The sequence below is a fragment of the Streptomyces sp. NPDC101132 genome (assembly GCF_044759225.1).
In the GTDB taxonomy this organism is placed as follows: Bacteria; Actinomycetota; Actinomycetes; order Streptomycetales; family Streptomycetaceae; genus Streptomyces.
Map to the genome: position 1 here is coordinate 273,783 of NZ_JBIVYX010000007.1, position 17,757 is coordinate 291,539.

General features: G+C 70.2%; 12 protein-coding genes and 1 pseudogene. 5 read left to right on the forward strand and 8 right to left on the reverse strand.

Annotated features, from left to right (window positions below; all coding sequences use genetic code 11):
- Nucleotides 1-4 precede the first annotated feature (4 nt).
- The 8 genes and pseudogenes from ACIQUR_RS18495 to ACIQUR_RS18530 all read right to left on the reverse strand — a co-directional run bounded on the left by ACIQUR_RS18495 (nt 5) and on the right by ACIQUR_RS18530 (nt 10,099).
- Nucleotides 5-2,677, reverse strand: a complete 2,673-nt coding sequence (locus ACIQUR_RS18495; RefSeq protein ID WP_403665267.1) for an FAD/NAD(P)-binding protein — start codon at nt 2,675-2,677, stop codon at nt 5-7.
- A gap of 709 nt (nt 2,678-3,386) precedes the next feature.
- Nucleotides 3,387-3,893: pseudogene (locus ACIQUR_RS18500) on the reverse strand (WD40/YVTN/BNR-like repeat-containing protein); the annotation flags it as partial.
- A gap of 512 nt (nt 3,894-4,405) precedes the next feature.
- Nucleotides 4,406-5,407 carry a methyltransferase gene (locus tag ACIQUR_RS18505; protein WP_403665269.1) on the reverse strand — a complete coding sequence of 334 codons (1,002 nt, stop codon included), beginning with the start codon at nt 5,405-5,407 and terminating at the stop codon, nt 4,406-4,408.
- Nucleotides 5,404-7,101, reverse strand: a complete 1,698-nt coding sequence (locus ACIQUR_RS18510) for an ABC transporter ATP-binding protein (RefSeq protein WP_403665271.1) — start codon at nt 7,099-7,101, stop codon at nt 5,404-5,406. The genes ACIQUR_RS18505 and ACIQUR_RS18510 overlap by 4 nt, the downstream gene beginning before the upstream one ends.
- Before the next feature lie 67 nt (nt 7,102-7,168).
- A complete protein-coding gene (locus ACIQUR_RS18515; protein ID WP_403665562.1) occupies nt 7,169-7,585 on the reverse strand; it encodes a lasso peptide biosynthesis B2 protein in 417 nt (138 codons plus the stop codon).
- An 8-nt stretch (nt 7,586-7,593) separates the two neighbouring features.
- Entirely contained in the window at nt 7,594-7,851 is a 258-nt protein-coding gene (locus ACIQUR_RS18520; RefSeq protein ID WP_403665273.1) for a lasso peptide biosynthesis PqqD family chaperone, read from the reverse strand.
- Nucleotides 7,852-7,869: 18 nt separating this feature from the next.
- Nucleotides 7,870-9,648, reverse strand: coding sequence for an asparagine synthase-related protein (locus tag ACIQUR_RS18525; RefSeq protein ID WP_403665275.1), 1,779 nt, complete (start codon nt 9,646-9,648; stop codon nt 7,870-7,872).
- A 37-nt stretch (nt 9,649-9,685) separates the two neighbouring features.
- Nucleotides 9,686-10,099 carry a response regulator transcription factor gene (locus ACIQUR_RS18530; RefSeq protein ID WP_403665277.1) on the reverse strand — a complete coding sequence of 138 codons (414 nt, stop codon included), beginning with the start codon at nt 10,097-10,099 and terminating at the stop codon, nt 9,686-9,688.
- Nucleotides 10,100-10,349: 250 nt separating this feature from the next.
- Here ACIQUR_RS18530 and ACIQUR_RS18535 point away from each other — a divergent pair, with 250 nt between their 5' ends.
- The 5 genes from ACIQUR_RS18535 (at nt 10,350) to ACIQUR_RS18555 (ending at nt 17,682) form a co-directional block, all read left to right on the forward strand.
- Nucleotides 10,350-10,808, forward strand: coding sequence for a helix-turn-helix domain-containing protein (locus tag ACIQUR_RS18535; RefSeq protein ID WP_403665279.1), 459 nt, complete (start codon nt 10,350-10,352; stop codon nt 10,806-10,808).
- Nucleotides 10,809-11,007: 199 nt separating this feature from the next.
- Nucleotides 11,008-11,400, forward strand: a complete 393-nt coding sequence (locus ACIQUR_RS18540; RefSeq protein WP_403665281.1) for a hypothetical protein — start codon at nt 11,008-11,010, stop codon at nt 11,398-11,400.
- Between the two features lie 2 nt (nt 11,401-11,402).
- On the forward strand, nt 11,403-12,542 hold the full coding sequence (locus tag ACIQUR_RS18545) for an MAB_1171c family putative transporter (RefSeq protein WP_403665283.1): 1,140 nt from the start codon (nt 11,403-11,405) through the stop codon (nt 12,540-12,542).
- Complete coding sequence (locus ACIQUR_RS18550) at nt 12,539-13,756, forward strand: amidohydrolase family protein (protein WP_403665285.1); 1,218 nt, start codon at nt 12,539-12,541, stop codon at nt 13,754-13,756. Before ACIQUR_RS18545 ends, ACIQUR_RS18550 begins: the two co-directional genes overlap by 4 nt.
- A 506-nt stretch (nt 13,757-14,262) precedes the next feature.
- A complete protein-coding gene (locus ACIQUR_RS18555; RefSeq protein ID WP_403665287.1) occupies nt 14,263-17,682 on the forward strand; it encodes a BTAD domain-containing putative transcriptional regulator in 3,420 nt (1,139 codons plus the stop codon).
- The last annotated feature ends 75 nt before the right edge of the window (nt 17,683-17,757 follow it).

Sequence of the window (17,757 nt, forward strand, 5' to 3'; positions counted from 1 at the left end):
GGCGTCAGGCCGGCAGGCCCGCGCGCATCCGGCGGTCGCGGGGGGCCTGCGTCCGTTCCAGGCGGGCGTCCAGGAGGCGGGCCGCAGCGTCGCAGCGGCCGTCCGCCGTCAGCGCGTACAGCAGGGTCTCCTCGACGACCTCGCGCTGCGCCGCGCTGCCGCCGACCCGGCGCAGCACGGGCAGGAGCGCGTCGAGGCCGCGGGCGGCCTCCCGGAAGCGTTCCTCGACGAGCGCGGCGAACGCGTCGCACAGCGGGGCGATGACCTCGCGCTGCACCTCGTCGGCGGCCGCCGCGTGGTCGCGCAGGCGGCGCAGCGCGGCCAGGTCGCCGGCGGCGGTGAGGGTGATGGCGCAGTGCAGGGCGGTGAAGGCGGTCGCGGGGCGTTCCAGGACCTCCGCCTGCACCGCGTCCAGGACGTCCGCGGCGGGCAGGTCGCCGTGCCAGCTGTCGCTGAGCCGGGCCCGCCACAGCAGCGACCCCGAGTCCACCAGGGCGCGTACGCCGGTCACCCGGCCGGGGGCGAGCTGCGTGAACCAGCGCCTGCGGACGGCGGCGGGGTCGTCCAGGGCCAGTTCGTGCAGGGCGATGTGCCAGGAGAAGTGGGCCCGGTGCACGGCACCGCGGCCCCGTCCGGCGACCCAGCGCTCCAGCCAGTCGCGGCCCGCGCGGTGCGCGCCGCTCTCGTAGTGGACGTGGGCGAGCGCGTGCACGGCGTGCCCGGAGGCGGGCTCGACGGCCAGGGCGCGGTGGGCGAGTTCGCCGGCCTCGTGCAGGCGGCCCTGCTCCTGGCGCAGGAAGGCCAGCAGCGAGGTGTGGAACCAGTGGCCGTCGTACGCGGCCGAGGTCCGCTCGACGAGCCGCAGCGCGTAGTCGTCGTCGAGGTCGTCGACCCCGGAGAAGGCGATGGTGGGCACGGCCACGGCGAGGGCGAGCGCGTCGGCCGGGTGGTGCTCCAGGTGCCGTACCAGGGCCGCGTCGCCGTCGTCGCCGTGGACGCGGCGGGTGACGACCTCCACGAAGGAGCGCTCGCGTTCACACGCGCGCTCCCTGGCACAGCGCTGTGCCTCCGCCAGGGCTCTGGGTACGTCGACGGCGGCGCCGCACTCGTGCCCCAGCAGGGCGAGGGCCGCGTGGCCGAGGGCGAAGCCGGGGTCGAGGCGGACCGCGCGGGTGAGGGAGTCCTCGGCGCCCGCGCGTACCTTGAGGATCCGGTCGAGTCCGGTGCGGTAGGCGGCTGCCGCCTCGGCGTGGGTGGAGAGGGCGAGGCCGTGCCCGTCGAGCGGGCGGCGCGTGGTGCGCGGCCGGGGGGCGAGCGGTGCGAGCAGCTCCTGGGCGAGGGCCGCCGCCTGGACGCGGATCTCGGGGATGGCGGTGGTCTCCCACAGCTCGCCGCGGCGCGGGGCGCCGAGGGTGAACAGGGGCAGGCGCGCGGTCCCCTGCTCGTCGAGCAGACGCCCGTCGAGGGTGGCGACGCCCATGCCGAGCGGTCCCGGCACGGCGGCGCCGGCCTCGAACAGGGAGCCCCACAGGGGGTCCGCCTGCACCGGGCCGGGGCCCGTGCAGTCGATGACCCAGCCCACGCGGAGCCCACGCCCGCCGGAGAGCGCGACGTCGAGCGATCCGTCGGCGCGGACGGCGGCGCCGGTGACGGTGCCGGCGTGCAGGGCCAGCCGGCGCGCGGTGCGGGCGCGCAGGATGGACTCGCCGGTGGCGGGCGCCATGCGGTGGCGGTGGGTGTTCCACAACGCGCCGTCGCGGCGCAGGAATTCGGCGCGCTCCTCGGTCGTGAGGCGGCTCCACAGGCGTGCGGTGTGCGGGCGCAGGCTGTCGAGCGCGGGGCGCCAGTCGCCGTGCAGGCGCACGGCGCGGGCCACGTGGCGGTAGACGATGCGGCGCAGCCGTTCGTACGGGGCGTCGTCGTGGAGGCCCTCGGGGGCGGGCAGGGGGCCGGCCGGGGTCAGGGTGTGCGGCTGGGGCAGCAGCCCGTTGCGGGACACCGTGTGCACGGTCCGGCCGGGCCGTTCGAGGGTGAGCGCGAGATCAACAGACGTGAGACCGGAGCCGACGAGCAGCACATCGCTGTCGTCGCCGAGGGGCCCCTCCAGCGCGCCTCCGGCCCACGGCATGGCGATGAACCGCTCGGCGGTACGCAGCTCCGCGGGCGCCCAGGCGGCGGTCGGCGCGGCCGGCCCGGTCGCCAGGACCGCGGCATCGGCACCGACCCGCGTACCGTCGGCCAGCGTCACCGTCACCCCGCCGTCCGCGCCTGCCCCGACGTGCTCGGCACGGGTGGCGACCCGGCGCACGGACACGGTGCCGTGGGCGCGCACGATGGCCTGGGCGAGCGTGTCGGCGAGGTAGGCCCCGTACCGGTACCGCGTCGCGAACTCGCCGGCGGTGACGCCGGGCTGGCCGTGGCGGCACAGCCACCGCACGAAGTGGCCGGGGTCGTCGGGGTAGCAGCTCATGCCACCCGCGGGCACGTTGAGGCGGTGCCCGGGATCCCGCGTCGAGTAGGCGGTACCGCGGCCCGCTTCGGGGGCCGGGTCGACCAGGACCAGATCCACCGGCGTCCGGCGGCGCGTGGCGGTCTCGCAGAGATGAACGGCGGTCAGCGCGCCGGCCGCACCCGCACCGACAACGGCCACCGTGTACCGCTCACGAACTGGACTCATGTGATCCTCCGGAAGTGATCGGCGGAGCCGACGGACCGCTCTCCGCCTTCGGTTCGCACACGCTTTTCCCACCGACTAAGTAGGAAAAGCCCTCCCCCAGAGGAACTCACCAACGACTAGAGACCCACTCAGGCCCCACTCGCAACACCCCACAACCGGACCCGGAACCGCTCCGAAAGGGACACCCGATTCCCTGCGGCGCGGCACGCCCCGCCGGCAGGGTCGTCGCCCCTCCACGCTCGTGCGTCCCTCGAAAGGTGCCACATGCCCGAGCCCGCCGCGGTGGACCCTACGAAGGGCTCCCCCCGAGTCCCCCTGGACGAGCACGGCGTGACCTCGGGCCTGATCAAGGTCAACCTCGACTGGAACTCGCCGCAGGCCGCGGCGCGGCGGGCCGGCGGTGAGGCGCCTGGCCTGCTCGGCCGGATCCGGGCGTCACTGCGGTCGGCCGCGGCCAGGACGGTGGATCTCGACCTCGGCTGCATGATCCGCTGCACCGACGGCTCGACCTCTACGAGCCGAGGCCAGGACGTGGGCGAAACGGGCCGGCGTCCAGGTCCCGTCGCCGCCGGTGCACCGCGGACGACGTCGTCCGCTTCGACGTCAAGCCGCCCTCCGACCGGGTGCTGCTCCGGTCAGGAGGGCGGCTTTCGCGTGCGGGCGGCAGCCGGCCCAGGAGGTCAGGCCTGCGTCCGCACCGGGGGCGGCGTCAGGACGGATCGCCGTACTGGAGGCCGCGTCCGTTGGTGCCGACGTAGACGCGGCCGTAGGTGTCGGGATCGCCGGTGATGACGCCGACGCCTCCGATGGCGCCCCACCGGTGGGCGTCGTCGTTGACGCGGAGCCAGGTGGCGCCCTTGTCGGTGGAGCGGAAGACGCCGGTGACGTCCTTGACGGTGCCGATCAGGTACAGGGCCTGGTAGGAGGCGCCGGGTGCGGCCTTGCCGAAGCCGAGGGCGGAGGCGGACTGCACCGTGGTGAGGGTGGTGAAGGTCCGGCCGCCGTCGGTGGAGTGCAGCAGTCCCTTGCCGCCGCCGGCGATCCACAGGTCTCCGGCGGTGCCGGGGAGGGCCGTGAGCCGGCCGGCGGGCAGGTTCGTGGCGCGGGCGGCGAAGGTCGCCCCGCCGTCGGTGCTGGCGTGGAGCGTGCCGCCGGACAGGGAGTAGAAGGTCCTGGCCGAGGAGCGGTCGGCGACGACGGCGGCGTCGGCGCCCACGAGAAACGCCCGCATCACCGCGCGGTAGAGCAGCACGTTCGGTGCGGTGAGATGCGCGAACGGCCCGTAGCCGACCGGCGGATCGCCCGGCCGCAGCGAAGTCATGTCCATCGCCCGCCATTGTCCCGACCCCACGACCATGATCGGCAGGGACGAAAGCACTTGGCTGATTCACGCTGCCGCGGCACCAAGAAGACGTGCACGAACACCACAAAACAGATACGCGCATCCCCTCGGCCAGCAGCCACCGCCCTGTATCGGATCCCACCCCGCAGGCTGCATCCGGCCAGGACGAACGGGCCTACCCCGGACCGGGCCATACGTCGTATCCTTCGTCGCCGCCACCCGGTCTCGGGACACTCTCGCCATCTTCTGGCACGGCCGCCCAAGCCCGTTCCTCGACCCCCTCATCCGCCTGCCCACTTGATGCACGGAACAAGCCGCCGCGACTGGGCCCGCCTGAACGATCAGCTGGGGCCCATGTCACCTTCCGCCGCCGGACCCTGGGGCCTTCAGGGACGCTTCCTACCGAAGACAAGTAGCTGTAGTCCCGGCGGGGTTTCGATCGTCGATTGGTACGCCAAGTCGGCCGCGCTCGCGAGCTCGCGGAGCTGGGCCGCGGTCTGTTCCTTTCCGCCGAGGAACAGGAACATACGCAGATCCATGGCGGTGATCGCCCGGGTGTCGGCCTGGTCCACGAGTCGCTCCACGATGACGAAGGTGGAGTCCTCCCGACCTGCTTCGGCACACCGGCGCAGAATGGCGGCTGCCCGTTCGTCGTTCCAGTTGTGAACGACGTTGACGAGCGTGTACACGTCCGCGCCGGCCGGCAGGGGGTCGAAGAAGCTCGCGCTCACCGGGGTGAACCGATTGCCGAAGCCTGCCCCTGTAATACGGGCGGTGGCGGCCGCCACCGCAGCGGGGAGGTCCACAAGCACGGTGCGCAAGGTGCTGTGGGTGCGCATGAGGGCTTCGACGAGAACTCCCGTGCCGCCACCCACGTCGACCATGCACCTGGCCTGGTCCCAGGGATACGCGGCCATCAGGTCCGAGACGTAGCTCTCGGCGTGCATGTGGCGCAGGTCGTCGAAGGCCGGGCCGCTGCTGTGGAGGGCGAGGTCCTCGTAGAAGGGCCGCCCGTGCAGTCTGGCGTAGGAGGGCTCGCCACTGCGCAGTGCGCCGAGGAGGTCTCCGACCGCGGCGTCCATGCGTGCCCCGGCTCCTGAGGCGTCGAGCCAATCACGGAGGCCCGAGGGGTGGCCCTTCAGGAGGGTGAGGGACAGAGGGGTGAGCGCGTACGTTCCCGGGCGAGGCTCGGCGAACACGCCACGGCATGCGAGGAACCGGAGTACGCGACTGAGCAGGTCCGGGTCGGTGCCCGTCCGCTCGGCCAGCGACAGGACGGTGTCGTGGCCTGCGGCGATGTGGTCGGCCATGCGCAGAGTGGCGGCAGCACGGAGCGCGATGGGGGCAAGTCCGCTCGCCGCCTCGGCGAACTCAAGCTCGGCGGTCACTTCTGCACTCCCGAGAAGTCGGTGTGTTCGTCGTCCGTGATCTGGGTGCCCAGCAAGAGCCGGTAGTGCTCACTGGTGCGCACCAGTTCGTGATGACTGCCTGTTGCGACCACCTCGCCATCGTCGACGACGAGGATGTGGTCCGCGTCGCGCACCGTCGAGATGCGGTGGGCAACGATCAGCACGGTGACGCAGTCCCCGTGGAGGCGGCGCAGTCCGTCCATCACCGTCTTCTCGTTCTCCGCATCGAGACTGGAGGTCGGCTCGTCGAGAAGCAGGAGCGCCGGCCGGGTCAGCAGAGCCCGCGCGATCGCCAGGCGTTGGCGCTGGCCACCGGACAGCTGCGACCCGTGCTCACCCACCTGGGTGTCCACGCCATCGGGCAGGGTCTCGACCCAGTCATGCAGGTTGACCTGCCGGAGCACCCTGTCTATTTCGGCTGCATCCGCGGACCGTCCCATGCAAAGGTTCTCCCGTATCGATCCGTGGAGTACCGGGGCACTCTGCTCGACAAGCGAAACGAGCTGGCGGCATTGGACGCGGGTCAAGGCGGCTGCGTCGTGGCCGAGATAGCTGATGGTGCCGCCTGTCGGCTCGTAGAACCGGCAGATCAGGGAGAGGATCGTCGACTTGCCGGATCCGGAGGTGCCGACCAACGCCGTCCGCGACCCGCGAGCGACCTCGAAACTGACCCCGCTCAGCGCGGGTCGGTCGTCATAGGAGAAGCGGACGTCGGCAAAGACGAGCGCTGGTGCGCCCGGAACGGCTGCTGCGATCGCGCCGGGCGTGCCGTCGTCGGACTCGATGGGCAGGTCCAGTGCCTCCTGCACACGCTGAAGAGCTCCCAAGGCGCTCTTGAGCGTGGTCAGGCCTTCCAGCAGGTTGCCGAGGGGCATCACCAGGTAGGTGGCGTACAGCAGTACGGCGACCAACTCACCGAGTTGGAGTTCCCCGGAGGCGACGCGCATGCCACCGACCACGAGGACGAGGAGGAAGGAGCCGGACGCGGCGAGCTGGATCGCAGGGTGGGCGGTGGCTGCCAGGCGCGCGCCCCTGACCCCCGCATCGAACGCCGCGTCGGCCGAGGCCAGGAGCCGTTCCGTCTCCGACTGCTCCGCCTGGTGGATGCGGATGGTCCGGATCGCTGACAGGCTCCTTTCGAGATCCGCGGTCAGCACACCCACTGCCGTCCGCGACTGCTCCGCCGCTTCCCGAATGCGGTTCAGTACAACCGTCACCCCCAGCGCCGCGACGGCGAAGACGCCCAGAACGACAAGGAACAGCACGGGGTCGATCGCAACCATGAGCGCAGTCGCACCCGTGACAGTGAGGGCTCCCACCGCGATCTCCACGAGACCGCGGGTGACGCTGTCACGCAGTGCCAGGGTGTCACCGGTGGCCCGGGAGATCAGATCTCCGCTGCGATGGGTGAGGAGTGCGGGCAGCTGCAGGCGAATCAGGCGCCGGACGAGCAGCTGCCGCAGCCCGCGGACAACGCTCTCGCCGGTGCGTTCGAGGAGGTAGCGGCCGGCCGTGTCGATCAGGGTCTGCGCCACGAAGAGCAGGGTGAGGGTCAGCACGAGGCCGGCGATGGGCTCGGACGTGCGGACACGGTCGATGATCCGGCCGGCCAGCACCGGCTGCGCGAGACCGAGCACGGAGGCCGCGATCACCAGAGTGACCGCGCCGGCCACAAGACCCCGGTGCGGCCGGAGCACGCGAAGGAGTGCCGCGAGCCCCACGGGCCCGGCCGTGTCCCGGCTAGGAGACATCGGCAGCCCCCACGTGCATGAGCACCCCGTAGGCCGCCGGCGTACCCGGCTCGGCGACGACCCTCCCGTCCGCTTCGAGCCAGGCATGGGCCGCGAAGGGCGGCGTCCGGCGGACACCGACGTTCCAGTCTGGCCACCTGCCCTCCGCCCGGCACAGGAGCGCCACCGCGATCGAGCGGGGGAGGCATCCCTGCCACCCGGCACAGCGGGGGCTGGCCGCGGCTACAGCACGGTAGTAGGCGGCCACCGTCTCGTACTCCGCCTGCCGGGCTCCCCCCGCCGCCCGCCGCATGAAGAAGCGGATTCGATGCGGGGCCATCCGCGCCAGCAGCAGCCCGGCCAGGACAGCGGTCCTCACCTTCGCCCGCCGCCATAAGCCGCCCGGCTCTCGGGCGGGCATGGTCATTCCGGCGCTCACGGCTGGACCAGCTCCGCCTCACGCAGCTGGGCGATGAGTGCTGCGACATCGGAGGCCGCCTGCTCTTCGCCGATGTCGTACTCGGCCACGAGCCTCCTCGCGACGTGCGCCGCGTCGTGCTGCTCGATCAGACCGGTCACCACTTCCGTACCCGTGGGGTTCAGCTGGAAGTAGGCACCGCTGCGCTCGTCGAGCAGGACCGATCCGTATTCGGTAGGCACCATCGAGATGTGGTCGTACAGCTTGAAACCCATGAACATCTCCTGTCTGTGCTATTCGTGTTCCAGGCCGCGCAGCCACAGCTCGCAGGCCACTGTGGTGAGTAGCGCACCGTCGTCCAGTTCGACGGAGTCCGGGCGTGCGCACAGGCGCGCCAGGCGCTGCCCGTCGACCAGGCCAAGCTCCGCAAGCCGTGAGTCGGACCACAGCCGGCTGAGATGCGGTGCGTAGGTGCGCAGCCCCACTGCCAGGTCCATGCTCCCTACCCCCTTTGTCTCCCTTGTGAGCAGGTCGGGGGGCACGATGCCGTGCATGGCGGCGGCGAGCAGCGGCTTGTAGGCGAAGGGCCGTGCCCGGGCCTCGATACGCACTGCGAGTGCGGCTTCCATGACCCGGTCATCGAAGAAGGGAGTGGAGAGGGGCAGTCCGGCACAGGCGGTGATGTCCGTCAGGGCTCGTGCGAGGCGGGCTCCGTCACGTATCCCGTCGAGTTCGAGATGGCGTCCCGGGGTAGCGGCCAGCGGTGCCGCCGTCTGCGCGGCCTGCCTGACTTCCTCGTGAATCGCCTCCACGGCGGACGGTGTGAGCCAGGGCGGCATGGTCGCCCCGAGTCCCCAGGTGAGGATGGGGAACTGCGGGTCCGCCCCGGTGCCCGAGGTCGCCGACGTCGCCAACCAGCGTCGGTAGGAGCCGGGGCTGATCAGTTGTCTGGCCATGCCGATCCATGGCCAGCCGAACATGCCGCGATAGGCATTCATGTGGCGCAGTGCCAGCAGGGGCCGGCTGCGCAGGAGGTCTGTGGTCAGCGTCGGCAGTCCAACGAACAAGTGATCACCGCCGTGGCCGGTGAGGTGAAGGTCGGCGCCCTCCCGGCGCGGTATCTCCGTCATCGCCAGGACCCGTGCCCGGCTTGCGACGGCGATGGACGGCTCGTCCAGCGGCTCGGTCGCCCGGTCCAGCTGTGCGTAGACCAGCGGCAGGCGCTCGGCCGGGACCACCCGGTGGTCGACCTTGCGGGCGTGGCTCACCGCGCGTGCGGCCCACGCCGCGTCCTCGTCCAAGGGGTCGCGGCCGGCGGCCGTCACGGCCATGACCCGTTGCTCCCGCTCGGCGAGGAAGAACAGTGCCGTGGAGTCGAAGCCACCCGACAGTTCACTGCTGACTCTCGTCCGCCCCCGAAGATGCAGCCGCACCGCAAGGCTCAGGGCTTCCCGTACCCGATCCGCGCCGACGGACAGCGTTCTGCTCGGTGCCGGCGGGCGCCACCAACACTCGACCTGCCTGTCCCGCCCACCGTCCAGGACGAGACAGTGCCCCGGTGGCACCGTCTCGATGCCACGCCACAAGCCACGCTCAGGTAAGGGATGGGGTACGGGCTCCAGCAGCCGAAGCGCCAGCGCGGACCGATCCAGCGCTGCCCCCGTCAGCCGTGCGAGCGTGCGGGCCCGGTCGCTTGCCCAGATGTGGCCGGCGTGCTCTGCGTAGGACACCTGCCGGAGCCCGGACGCGGTGCCTTGCACACGAGATCTCCCGGCAACCCGCGCGATCACGTGGAACACCCCGGGCAACGAGTTGATGAATCCGTCCAGGTCCGCAACGCTCGCGCACGCTGAAAGGGCAGCTGCCATCTGGTCCTCGGGCACGTCGCCCGGCCCTATGAGAGCGAGCGTCTTCCCGTCCCCGTGGACGACGGAGAGAGTGGCAAAGGGCAGGTTCCCCAGGATCCAGGGCCGTCCGGAAGGGTGGGACACGACATGTGTCGGCTCGAAGGGAAGGCACCCGACAGCCGCCGTGGCCGCATCGTGGTCAGGTGCCACCACAAAACTGTCCATGGGATGCCGGGTACCTTCCTACGTTGTCGAGCTGCGGTTACGGGATCAGTCGGCCGACCAGCTGGTCGGCGAGGAGCCGGCCGAATCCGGCCGTTGCAGCCGCGAACGCGCCGCGTTCGATCAGAGCAGGGGCCTCGTAGAACTTCTTCATCTCATTCACCTCCTCCCGTGCTGTGATGACTCCACTCTGACCCCCCTGCGGCCCCACGCCCATTGGCTTCAGAGCCAGTCTTTGCGTGTATGCGAACGCGGTCAGACACACCTTCAGGCGTGACTGGAGTTCCAACTTCGAAAGGATGCTGCCGGTGTGGGCGCGTACCGTCCGCTCCGTCACCACCAGTGCGGCGGCGATCTCGGCGTTGCTGGCCCCGTCCGCAAGTAGCCGGAACACCTGGAGTTCTCTGCTGCCGAGCCGGCTGACGCGGTGCAGAGCCGGTACCCACTCGGGCATCGTTGATCTCGGTCGCATGACGACGTGCCTCCCCCTGTGCCTGAGGACGGAAAGAACCGCTGGCGGGCGAGTCGTAAGGCCTCATCGCTGCCACAACTCAGGTGAAGACCCAGTGAGCGGTGGGTCTTCACACCAGTGGAACTTACGTGAGGGGGACGATAACTTGACGACCTACGCCCTTCAACTCATGTCACGGAACTGGCAGGATCACTGTTGACACGGGTGGAGACCGGTGAGGGCCGGAGGGGACATGGACGACAAGGCAGGGCAGAGTCTGGCCGACAGGCTGAACCAGCTCTTCGCGACGGTCCGTCCCGATCCGCATCACGAGTACAGCAACGAGTACGTCGCCGCCGCCATCCGGCAGTCGACTGCAGACGTCTCGATCTCCCAGAGCTACATCTGGCAGCTCCGCAACGGGCGAAAGAACAACCCGACGCTCAAGCACCTTCAGGCATTGGCTGGGTTCTTCGGCGTGCCGACCGCCTACTTCGTCGAGGACGAGGCGGCAGACCGTATCACGCAACAGCTTGAGGCCCTCGCCGCCGAGCAAGCCCGCCTCCACGAGGCATCCAAGAGCAGCGACGTGAAACTGATGGCCATGCGAGCCGGCCAATTGTCGCCCGAGCATCGGAAGCAGGTGATGGACCTGCTCGATGTCGTCTATCGCCTGGAGCAGGCGGAACGGGAAATCCATCCTCGTGATTGACTGATTCTCCGCTGGCCGCATGCAGATTCGCGCTGTTGGATGGGGTCGCACCCTGGCAACGCGAGCGGAGAGAGCCTTGAAAGAGCGAGAGCTGAGACGCCACTGCAGGCGCACTCTCCAGTCCCTCGACATCCAGCCACCACTTCACGTGCCGACCTTCTGCCAGGTATGGGGAGAACACAGGCGGCGCCCCATCCGATTGATCGACTACCCGCTGCCCGTTCCCGGAGCGTACGGCGTGTGGATCGCCGGCAAATCGGCGGACTACATCTTCTACCAGAGGGAAACCAGCAGGGCGCATCAGGATCACATCATCCTGCATGAGGTCGGCCACATTCTGGCAGGCCATCAGAGCGACGAAATGGATGACGAGTTCTTGCAGTCGCTGGCCCCGGAGCTCTCCGTCGACGTCATCAAGCGAGCACTGCGACGAACCTCGTACGACGACGACCGGGAACGGGAAGCCGAGCTGGTCGCTACCATCATCCTGGAATGGGCCTCCGTGCTGAACCGCGTGACCCCGAAGACAGGGGGCGATCAGTCGGCTCGACGCATCCATTCCGCACTGGGTGACAGACTGGGGTGGTTATAGCCGTGGTGCTGTCCTCACTACTCGGTGGAATTCTCCTGCTGGCGCTGTCCTGGAAGATGAGGCAGCTGGCCAAGGCGCCCTCCGACAGGGTCCTCCGCTCGGTAGCGCTATGCATCCTCTGCGGCTCGCTGTCATTCCCTCTCGGGCTCAAGTCAGTTGCACGGTACGTCGATTCACTCACCACTGGCGGAATCGCGAAGCTGCTGCAGAACGCACTGCTGCTCCTGCTTGTCTACTTCCTGCAATGCGTCTACCTCTATTCGGCATCGGATCGGACGGCGGGCAATAGGCGCGCACGGTGGGAACTCGTACCCCTGGCATCCGCCATCGGAATCGCCACCTTGGCCATGGCCCTCACACCGGGACCAGAACGCGCCCACACGTACGCGACGGCGAACATGCGCGAACCGGGAGTCGCGCTCTTCTACCTGGCGGCAGGTCTGTACCTCGTCTACGGGCTGGCCTTGGCGCTGTGCTGGACATGGCGCTACATACGGGTGTCGAACGGCCCGTTGCGCACGGGGTTGCGGTTGGTGGCAGCCGCGTTGACCGCCATGGTGCTGATGGGGTCGCTTCGCGAGATGCTGACCCTGATGCGCTGGGCCGGCGGCTCCGTGCCGGCAACCCCCACAGTCGGTGCGAAGCTCCTGCTGGACATCGCGATCCCGCTCTTCGTCACCGGGATTCTGTATCCCGCGGCCGCCACGCGGTGGATGGCCATCCGGCTGTGGGCGCATCGGCGTCGGATGTACCGGCGGCTGGCACCGCTGTGGACGGCCCTGCACGAGGCCTTCCCGGAGGACTCACTCCAGCGCACGCCGACTGCAGGCTGGCGTGACGCGTTCCGCGTCCGGGGGGTTCACCGCCGGCATTACCGGCGAGCGATCGAGTGCCGGGACGGTCTCGTACGGATCAGCCCCTACCTGGCACAGCTGGAGGCCCCGATGGAACCCTCCGCCCCACTCCCACCAGGACGAGCAGCGGTACACCTTCGCGAGGCGCTGGCCGCGTACAGGGCGGGAGCACCGGTACCCGGACGAGCCATTGCCGTGGCCCTGCCCGGAGGAAATGACCTCGACGACGACGTGCGGCAGCTCGTGGCACTCTCGGACGCACTGCGCACCCACCAGGAAGGCTCATGATGAACACCGTGATTTCGGCGGGGCGGATGGTCGCCGCCCCCGGCGGGAGGGTGGTCCTCGACGGGGCCGTGCACGTCGAGCGTGGCGTGATCGTGGCCGCCGGTCCGCGTACGGAGGTCGAGGCGCGGGTCGAACCCGCCGTTCCCCGCCTCCACTTCCCCGACGGCACATTGCTGCCCGGGCTCATCGACGCCCACGTCCACCTCGCGCTCGACGCCGGTTCCGATCCCGTGGAGACCCTGCGCACCGCTTCCGACGCCGAGCTCTACGCGGGGATGGCGACGCGCGCGGAGCAGCTCCTCGCGACGGGGGTGACGACCGTACGCGATCTCGGCGACCGAGGAGGGCTGGCCGTCCGCCTGCGGAACGAGATCGCGGCGGGCCGGCTGCCCGGCCCGCGCATCCTCGCCGCCGGCACGCCGCTGACCGCACCCGGCGGCCACTGCTGGTTCCTCGGCGGGGAGGTCGAAGGCGAAGCCGCGATCCGCGCCGCGGTACGGCGCAATGCGGCGAGCGGTGTCGACCTCATCAAGGTGATGGCCACCGGAGGCGGCATCACCAAGGGCGGACCACCCGTCTGGCAGGCCCAGTTCACTCCGCGCGAGATGAGCGTCGTCGTGGAGGAGGCCCGCAGGGCCGGGCTTCCGGTGGCCGCCCACGCGCACGGTACGGAGGGCATCGCGGCCGCCGTGGCAGCAGGAGTCGACAGCATCGAGCACTGCACCTGGATGGCACCCGACGGCTTCGACGTACGCAAGGATCTGGTGGCGGCCATGGTCGGCCAGGGCATCGCGGTCTGCCCCGCGGCCAGTCCCGACTGGCGGGGCTTCGCCGAGCGCTTCGGTCCGGAACGGGCCGAGGAGATGTTCGGGCGGATCCGGTGGATGGCGGAGAACGGCGTACCGCTCCTGCCCGGAACCGACGCCGGCGTTCCCCGCGCGGTCTTCGACGGCTTCGTCTCCAGCCTGGAGTTCTTCGAACACATCGGAATGACGCCGGCCGAGATCATCGATCTGGCCACGGCAGGAGCGGCCACGGTCCTGGGTATCGCCCACGACACCGGCCGCCTCACCCCCGGCCACCGCGCCGACCTCCTCGTCGTCGAGGGCGACCCACTCACCGACCTGAGCGCCCTGCGCAGGGTCCGCCTGGTCCTGGCGCAAGGCCGGCCGCTCAGCCCCAGCCCGCGAACCCCCTCCCGTGCGCTGTCCTGAATCGGCAGGAGCACCCCTCCGACACCCGGCTCCTGACCGGCCGGACTCCGTCGCTGACAGCCCGGCCCGGCAGGTCAGGCGTCGTCGCGGATCGGCTCCAGGATCGCGACGCACTCCACGTGGTGGGTCACAAGAAACAGATCCATGCAAAACACGTTAAGGAAAATCGCAGGTCAGCTGCGCGCAGACCGCGAAACGGACACAAGACCAAAGTGCATTACGTGCATGACGGGCGCTACGCGCGGTCTCCGATGCCCGACCGCTCGGCACTCAGGGCTCTACGCCACCGAAATCCCGCGGCGCACTGCGCCATGTTCAGCTGCTCGGTGGGCACCTCACGATGGCGGCTGCACAAGCCCGGCGGACAGGGCGGGAAACCGCGTGCCTCCGGTACCGGCACAGGGCTCCGGAAGGGCAGTCGAGCCCTCGCCGCCGGTTCTGCGAGGATGGCATCTGACCAGGTCAGGTGGCATGCGCCAGGTAAGATGCGTCTCTTCGCTTATCGGATGGCTTCGGAGGATAATGTGGGGGATTCGCCGGAGAGGGGGCCTGCGTCGATCGCGGAGGTCCGATTCACCTTCCTCAGTGGTGTCGAAGCGCTGCAGGGCGACCGGCGGCTGCCTCTGGGGCCCCCTCAGCGGAGAGCGGTGCTGTGCGCGCTGGCGTTCCGGCGCCGCCAGTGGGTGTCCACCCAGAGCCTGCTCGCCGCCCTCTACGAGGACTCCGCGCCGGCGAGTGGTGTCGGGGTGATCCAGACGCATGTGGCCGGACTGCGCCGAGTGCTGGAGCCGGAGCGAAGACCGAGGTCTGCCGGTACCGTGCTGCTGTCGGGGCACGGCGGCTACCAGCTGCGCATCGAGGACGATCAGACGGACCTGGGCGAGTTCGAGCACGTGGTCGCCGAGGGCAACCATGCACGCGAGCACTCCGAGTGGCAGAAGGCCGAGCAGCTCTACGACCGAGCACTGCGGCTGTACCGTGGCGAACCCCTGGCCGGTATACCCGGCCCGTATGCCGCCATGTGGCGGGCGACCTTGACAGAGCGCCGTCTGGCCGTCCTGGAGGACAGTCTCGACGTCGAGATCGCGCTCGGCCGGCACGACTCCGTGATCGACCAGCTGAGGGTGCTGACGGCCGAGCACCCTTTGCGCGAACGCCCGCGTGCCCTCTTGATGCGCGCACTGCATCTGGCCGGCCGGCAGTCCGACGCACTGGAGGTCTACACACGGACCCGGCGGCTCCTGATCGACGAGCTGGGGGTCGATCCTGGCCCTGAGCTGCGCGCCCTCCACGGCCGGATCCTGTCCGGGTCGCCGTCCGGCGCGTACGAGGAGACGTCGCCCGTCATCGTGACCGCCACGGCCCCCGCTGTGCTTCCGCCGGCAACGAAGCCCTCCGCCGAGGCCGCTCGATTGGTGGAGCGAGAGGACCAGCTCGCCGCGATCGTGACGCTCGCCGAGCGGGCGGCAGTCGCCGAGGGCGGCTTGGCCCTCGTGTCCGGCATCTACGGGCACGGCAAATCGCGTTTCCTGGATGAAGCCGCTCGCCTGGTACCGGCTGCGCGGCGGCTCAACCTGCCGAGGACTCCTTCCGTCGCCGACGCGCCCCTCGGTCTGCTCAACGCGATTCTGGGCGGCATCGGTCGCGGAGCAGGTGACGGTCGTGCGGATTCGTCCGCTCTTCAGGCCCACGTCACGGACCACCGGCTGGCGGAGCAGGTGACGGCCCTTCTGGTCGACAGTGCCGCAGGGGCCCCGTTGGTCCTCCTGGTGGACGATGTCCTGTGCATCGACGAGCGCTCGATGAAGGTCCTCACGCTGGTGGCACAGCGGTTGCGTGCCACACGCGTCCTCTTGGTGCTGGCGGTGGAGGACCGCCCATGGGACCCGGAGGCGTACCGGCGGACTCTGGACCTGGGAAACGTCTCCTCGGCGACTCTGCACCTCGGCAGGCTCACCCGATCCGGGATCGCCGAGCTCGCGGCGGCTCGGGTGGACGCTCCTCACCTGCAGGAGTTCGCCAGGAGTGTCCATGAAGCGACGGCCGGCATCCCCAAGCTCGTCGTCGCGCTGATCGCGGACCTGTGTGCCCTGCCCGACGCCGACCTGCGGCGCGTGCCCGAGCACACCCCGGACGTCCGCTTCAAGCGGGCGCTGGCGCTGATGCTGGACAACTACACGGACGACCGGGCGCAATTGCTCCGGGCGATCGCGGTCCTGCACGAGTTTCAGCCGACGCCCGACGTACTCGCGGAGGTGTGCCAGGAGACCGTGGCCGAGATTCAGGCCCGGTGCGAACGCCTGACGGCGATCGGCATCCTGTCCACGGCCGCCCCCGCCCGCTTCCGGCACCCCCTGGTGCCCAACACCCTGCGCTGGCTCTGCTCGCCGGACGAGGACAGCCGGCTCCGGGTGGCAGCCGCGCGTTACTCCCTGAGCTCAGGGCACAGCGCCCGACAGGCCGCCCGGTACCTGGACGCGCTGACGGGCACCCAGTGGTCCCCGTGGACGAGCGTCCTGGTGGAAGCGGCCGACGAATGCCTTCGGCAGCACGCGGTCCGGGAGGCCCTCCACCACCTCCAGGCGGCGCTCCGCATCGCCGGCCCCGACCAGCGCGCCGCCGTGCTCGTCCAGCTCGGTCAGCTGGAGCTGTGGGTGAACCCCACCGCTTCGCTGACCCATCTCCACGAGGCACTCGAGGAACAACGTGCCGCGCGGAGGGAACCGACCGCTCTGATCCCCCTGGCCTGGACGATGGCATCCAACCGTCGCGCCAGAGCCGCACTCACCCTCATGGACGAGGTGATCGCCGAGACCGAACCGCTCGATCCGGCCTCGGCGGAGGCCGCTCGTGCTTCTGCTTGGATGGTGGCCGCGCTGACCCCCGAAAGCTGGGCCGTACATATCGAGCGGCTGCGTGCGGCGCGAGCGTCAGGGGACCGGGCCGACGACCTGGTGACGAATGCCGTCCTCACCTGGGAGGACACGTACCAGGTGCGGTACAGCGCCGCGGAAGCGATGTCCCGTTTCCCCGCGGAGTGCCACCAGGACGGGGCGTGGGAGAAACTGCCGCGCGAAGTGGTGGGCGTTCTGACGCACATCGCGAAATGGGCCGGGCAGTTCGCTCTCGCCGGACAGTTGAGCGACCTCCACGAGGACCGCTACTTCGGGACGATGGATATCTACCGACGCATCATGCGTTCCGAGGTCCACATGCGGGGCGGGGACTACCTGCGGGCACTCGAGACGTGCGCCCCCGTGGCCGGACTGTCCCTGGAGCAGGTGCCGCGCCGCCCGGCCGCACTGGTCGCCCAGTACGCCCAGGCCCTCCTGGGTCTCGGCCGGGCGGACGAGGCCGAGAAGTGGCTCGACAGCGCGACGGAGCACGCCAACACCGAGACGTGGGAACTACCGGTGGTGAAGTGGGTACGCGGCCTGCTCCACTCCGCGCGCGGGCAGGCACACCAGGCAGCTGCCTGTTTCCTCGACTGTGGTCGCCGCAATTCTGCCTGGGGTCTGCACAATCCCGGGTACCTCGCCTGGCGCAGCTCCGCCGCCATGGAGCTGCTCAAGACCGGTGAACGCGAGCGCGCCAGGGAGCTGGCGGCGGCCGAACTGGCCCTCGCGCAGCGGTGGGACACCCCCGTGACGCTCGGTCGCGCCTGGCGGGCCGTCGCACTGACGTCAGGTGACGACAGCACCCTGCCCCTGCTGGAACAGGCCGTCGGCCACCTGCGGGGCAGCGAGGCAGTCACCGAGCTGACCGCGGCCCTCATCGACCTCGCCCGTGCCCGCGCCGACCACGACGACCACGGGCGGGCCCGCGCACTCCTGCTGGAGGCTCGCGCGCTGTCCGAGCCCCGTGGCCTGACACTCCTCACTGCCGAGATCGACAGCGTCCTGCGCGACCTGCCCCGTGTCGGCTGAGTCACCCCACGTCGACACAGCGTTGTTCGGAGGACGTTGAGAGTGCGTTGAGAACGGGCTGCAAGAGTCCTCCCA

Excerpts from the sequence above, each read along its gene's own strand:
- ACIQUR_RS18495 (WP_403665267.1), bottom strand. The coding sequence starts at position 2,677 with ATGAGTCCAGTTCGTGAGCGGTACACGGTGGCCGTTGTCGGTGCGGGT.
- ACIQUR_RS18515 (WP_403665562.1), bottom strand. The coding sequence starts at position 7,585 with ATGACCATGCCCGCCCGAGAGCCGGGCGGCTTATGGCGGCGGGCGAAG.
- ACIQUR_RS18520 (WP_403665273.1), bottom strand. The coding sequence starts at position 7,851 with ATGGGTTTCAAGCTGTACGACCACATCTCGATGGTGCCTACCGAATAC.
- ACIQUR_RS18525 (WP_403665275.1), bottom strand. The coding sequence starts at position 9,648 with ATGGACAGTTTTGTGGTGGCACCTGACCACGATGCGGCCACGGCGGCT.
- ACIQUR_RS18530 (WP_403665277.1), bottom strand. The coding sequence starts at position 10,099 with ATGCCCGAGTGGGTACCGGCTCTGCACCGCGTCAGCCGGCTCGGCAGC.
- ACIQUR_RS18535 (WP_403665279.1), top strand. The coding sequence starts at position 10,350 with ATGGACGACAAGGCAGGGCAGAGTCTGGCCGACAGGCTGAACCAGCTC.
- ACIQUR_RS18550 (WP_403665285.1), top strand. The coding sequence starts at position 12,539 with ATGATGAACACCGTGATTTCGGCGGGGCGGATGGTCGCCGCCCCCGGC.
- ACIQUR_RS18555 (WP_403665287.1), top strand. The coding sequence starts at position 14,263 with ATGGCTTCGGAGGATAATGTGGGGGATTCGCCGGAGAGGGGGCCTGCG.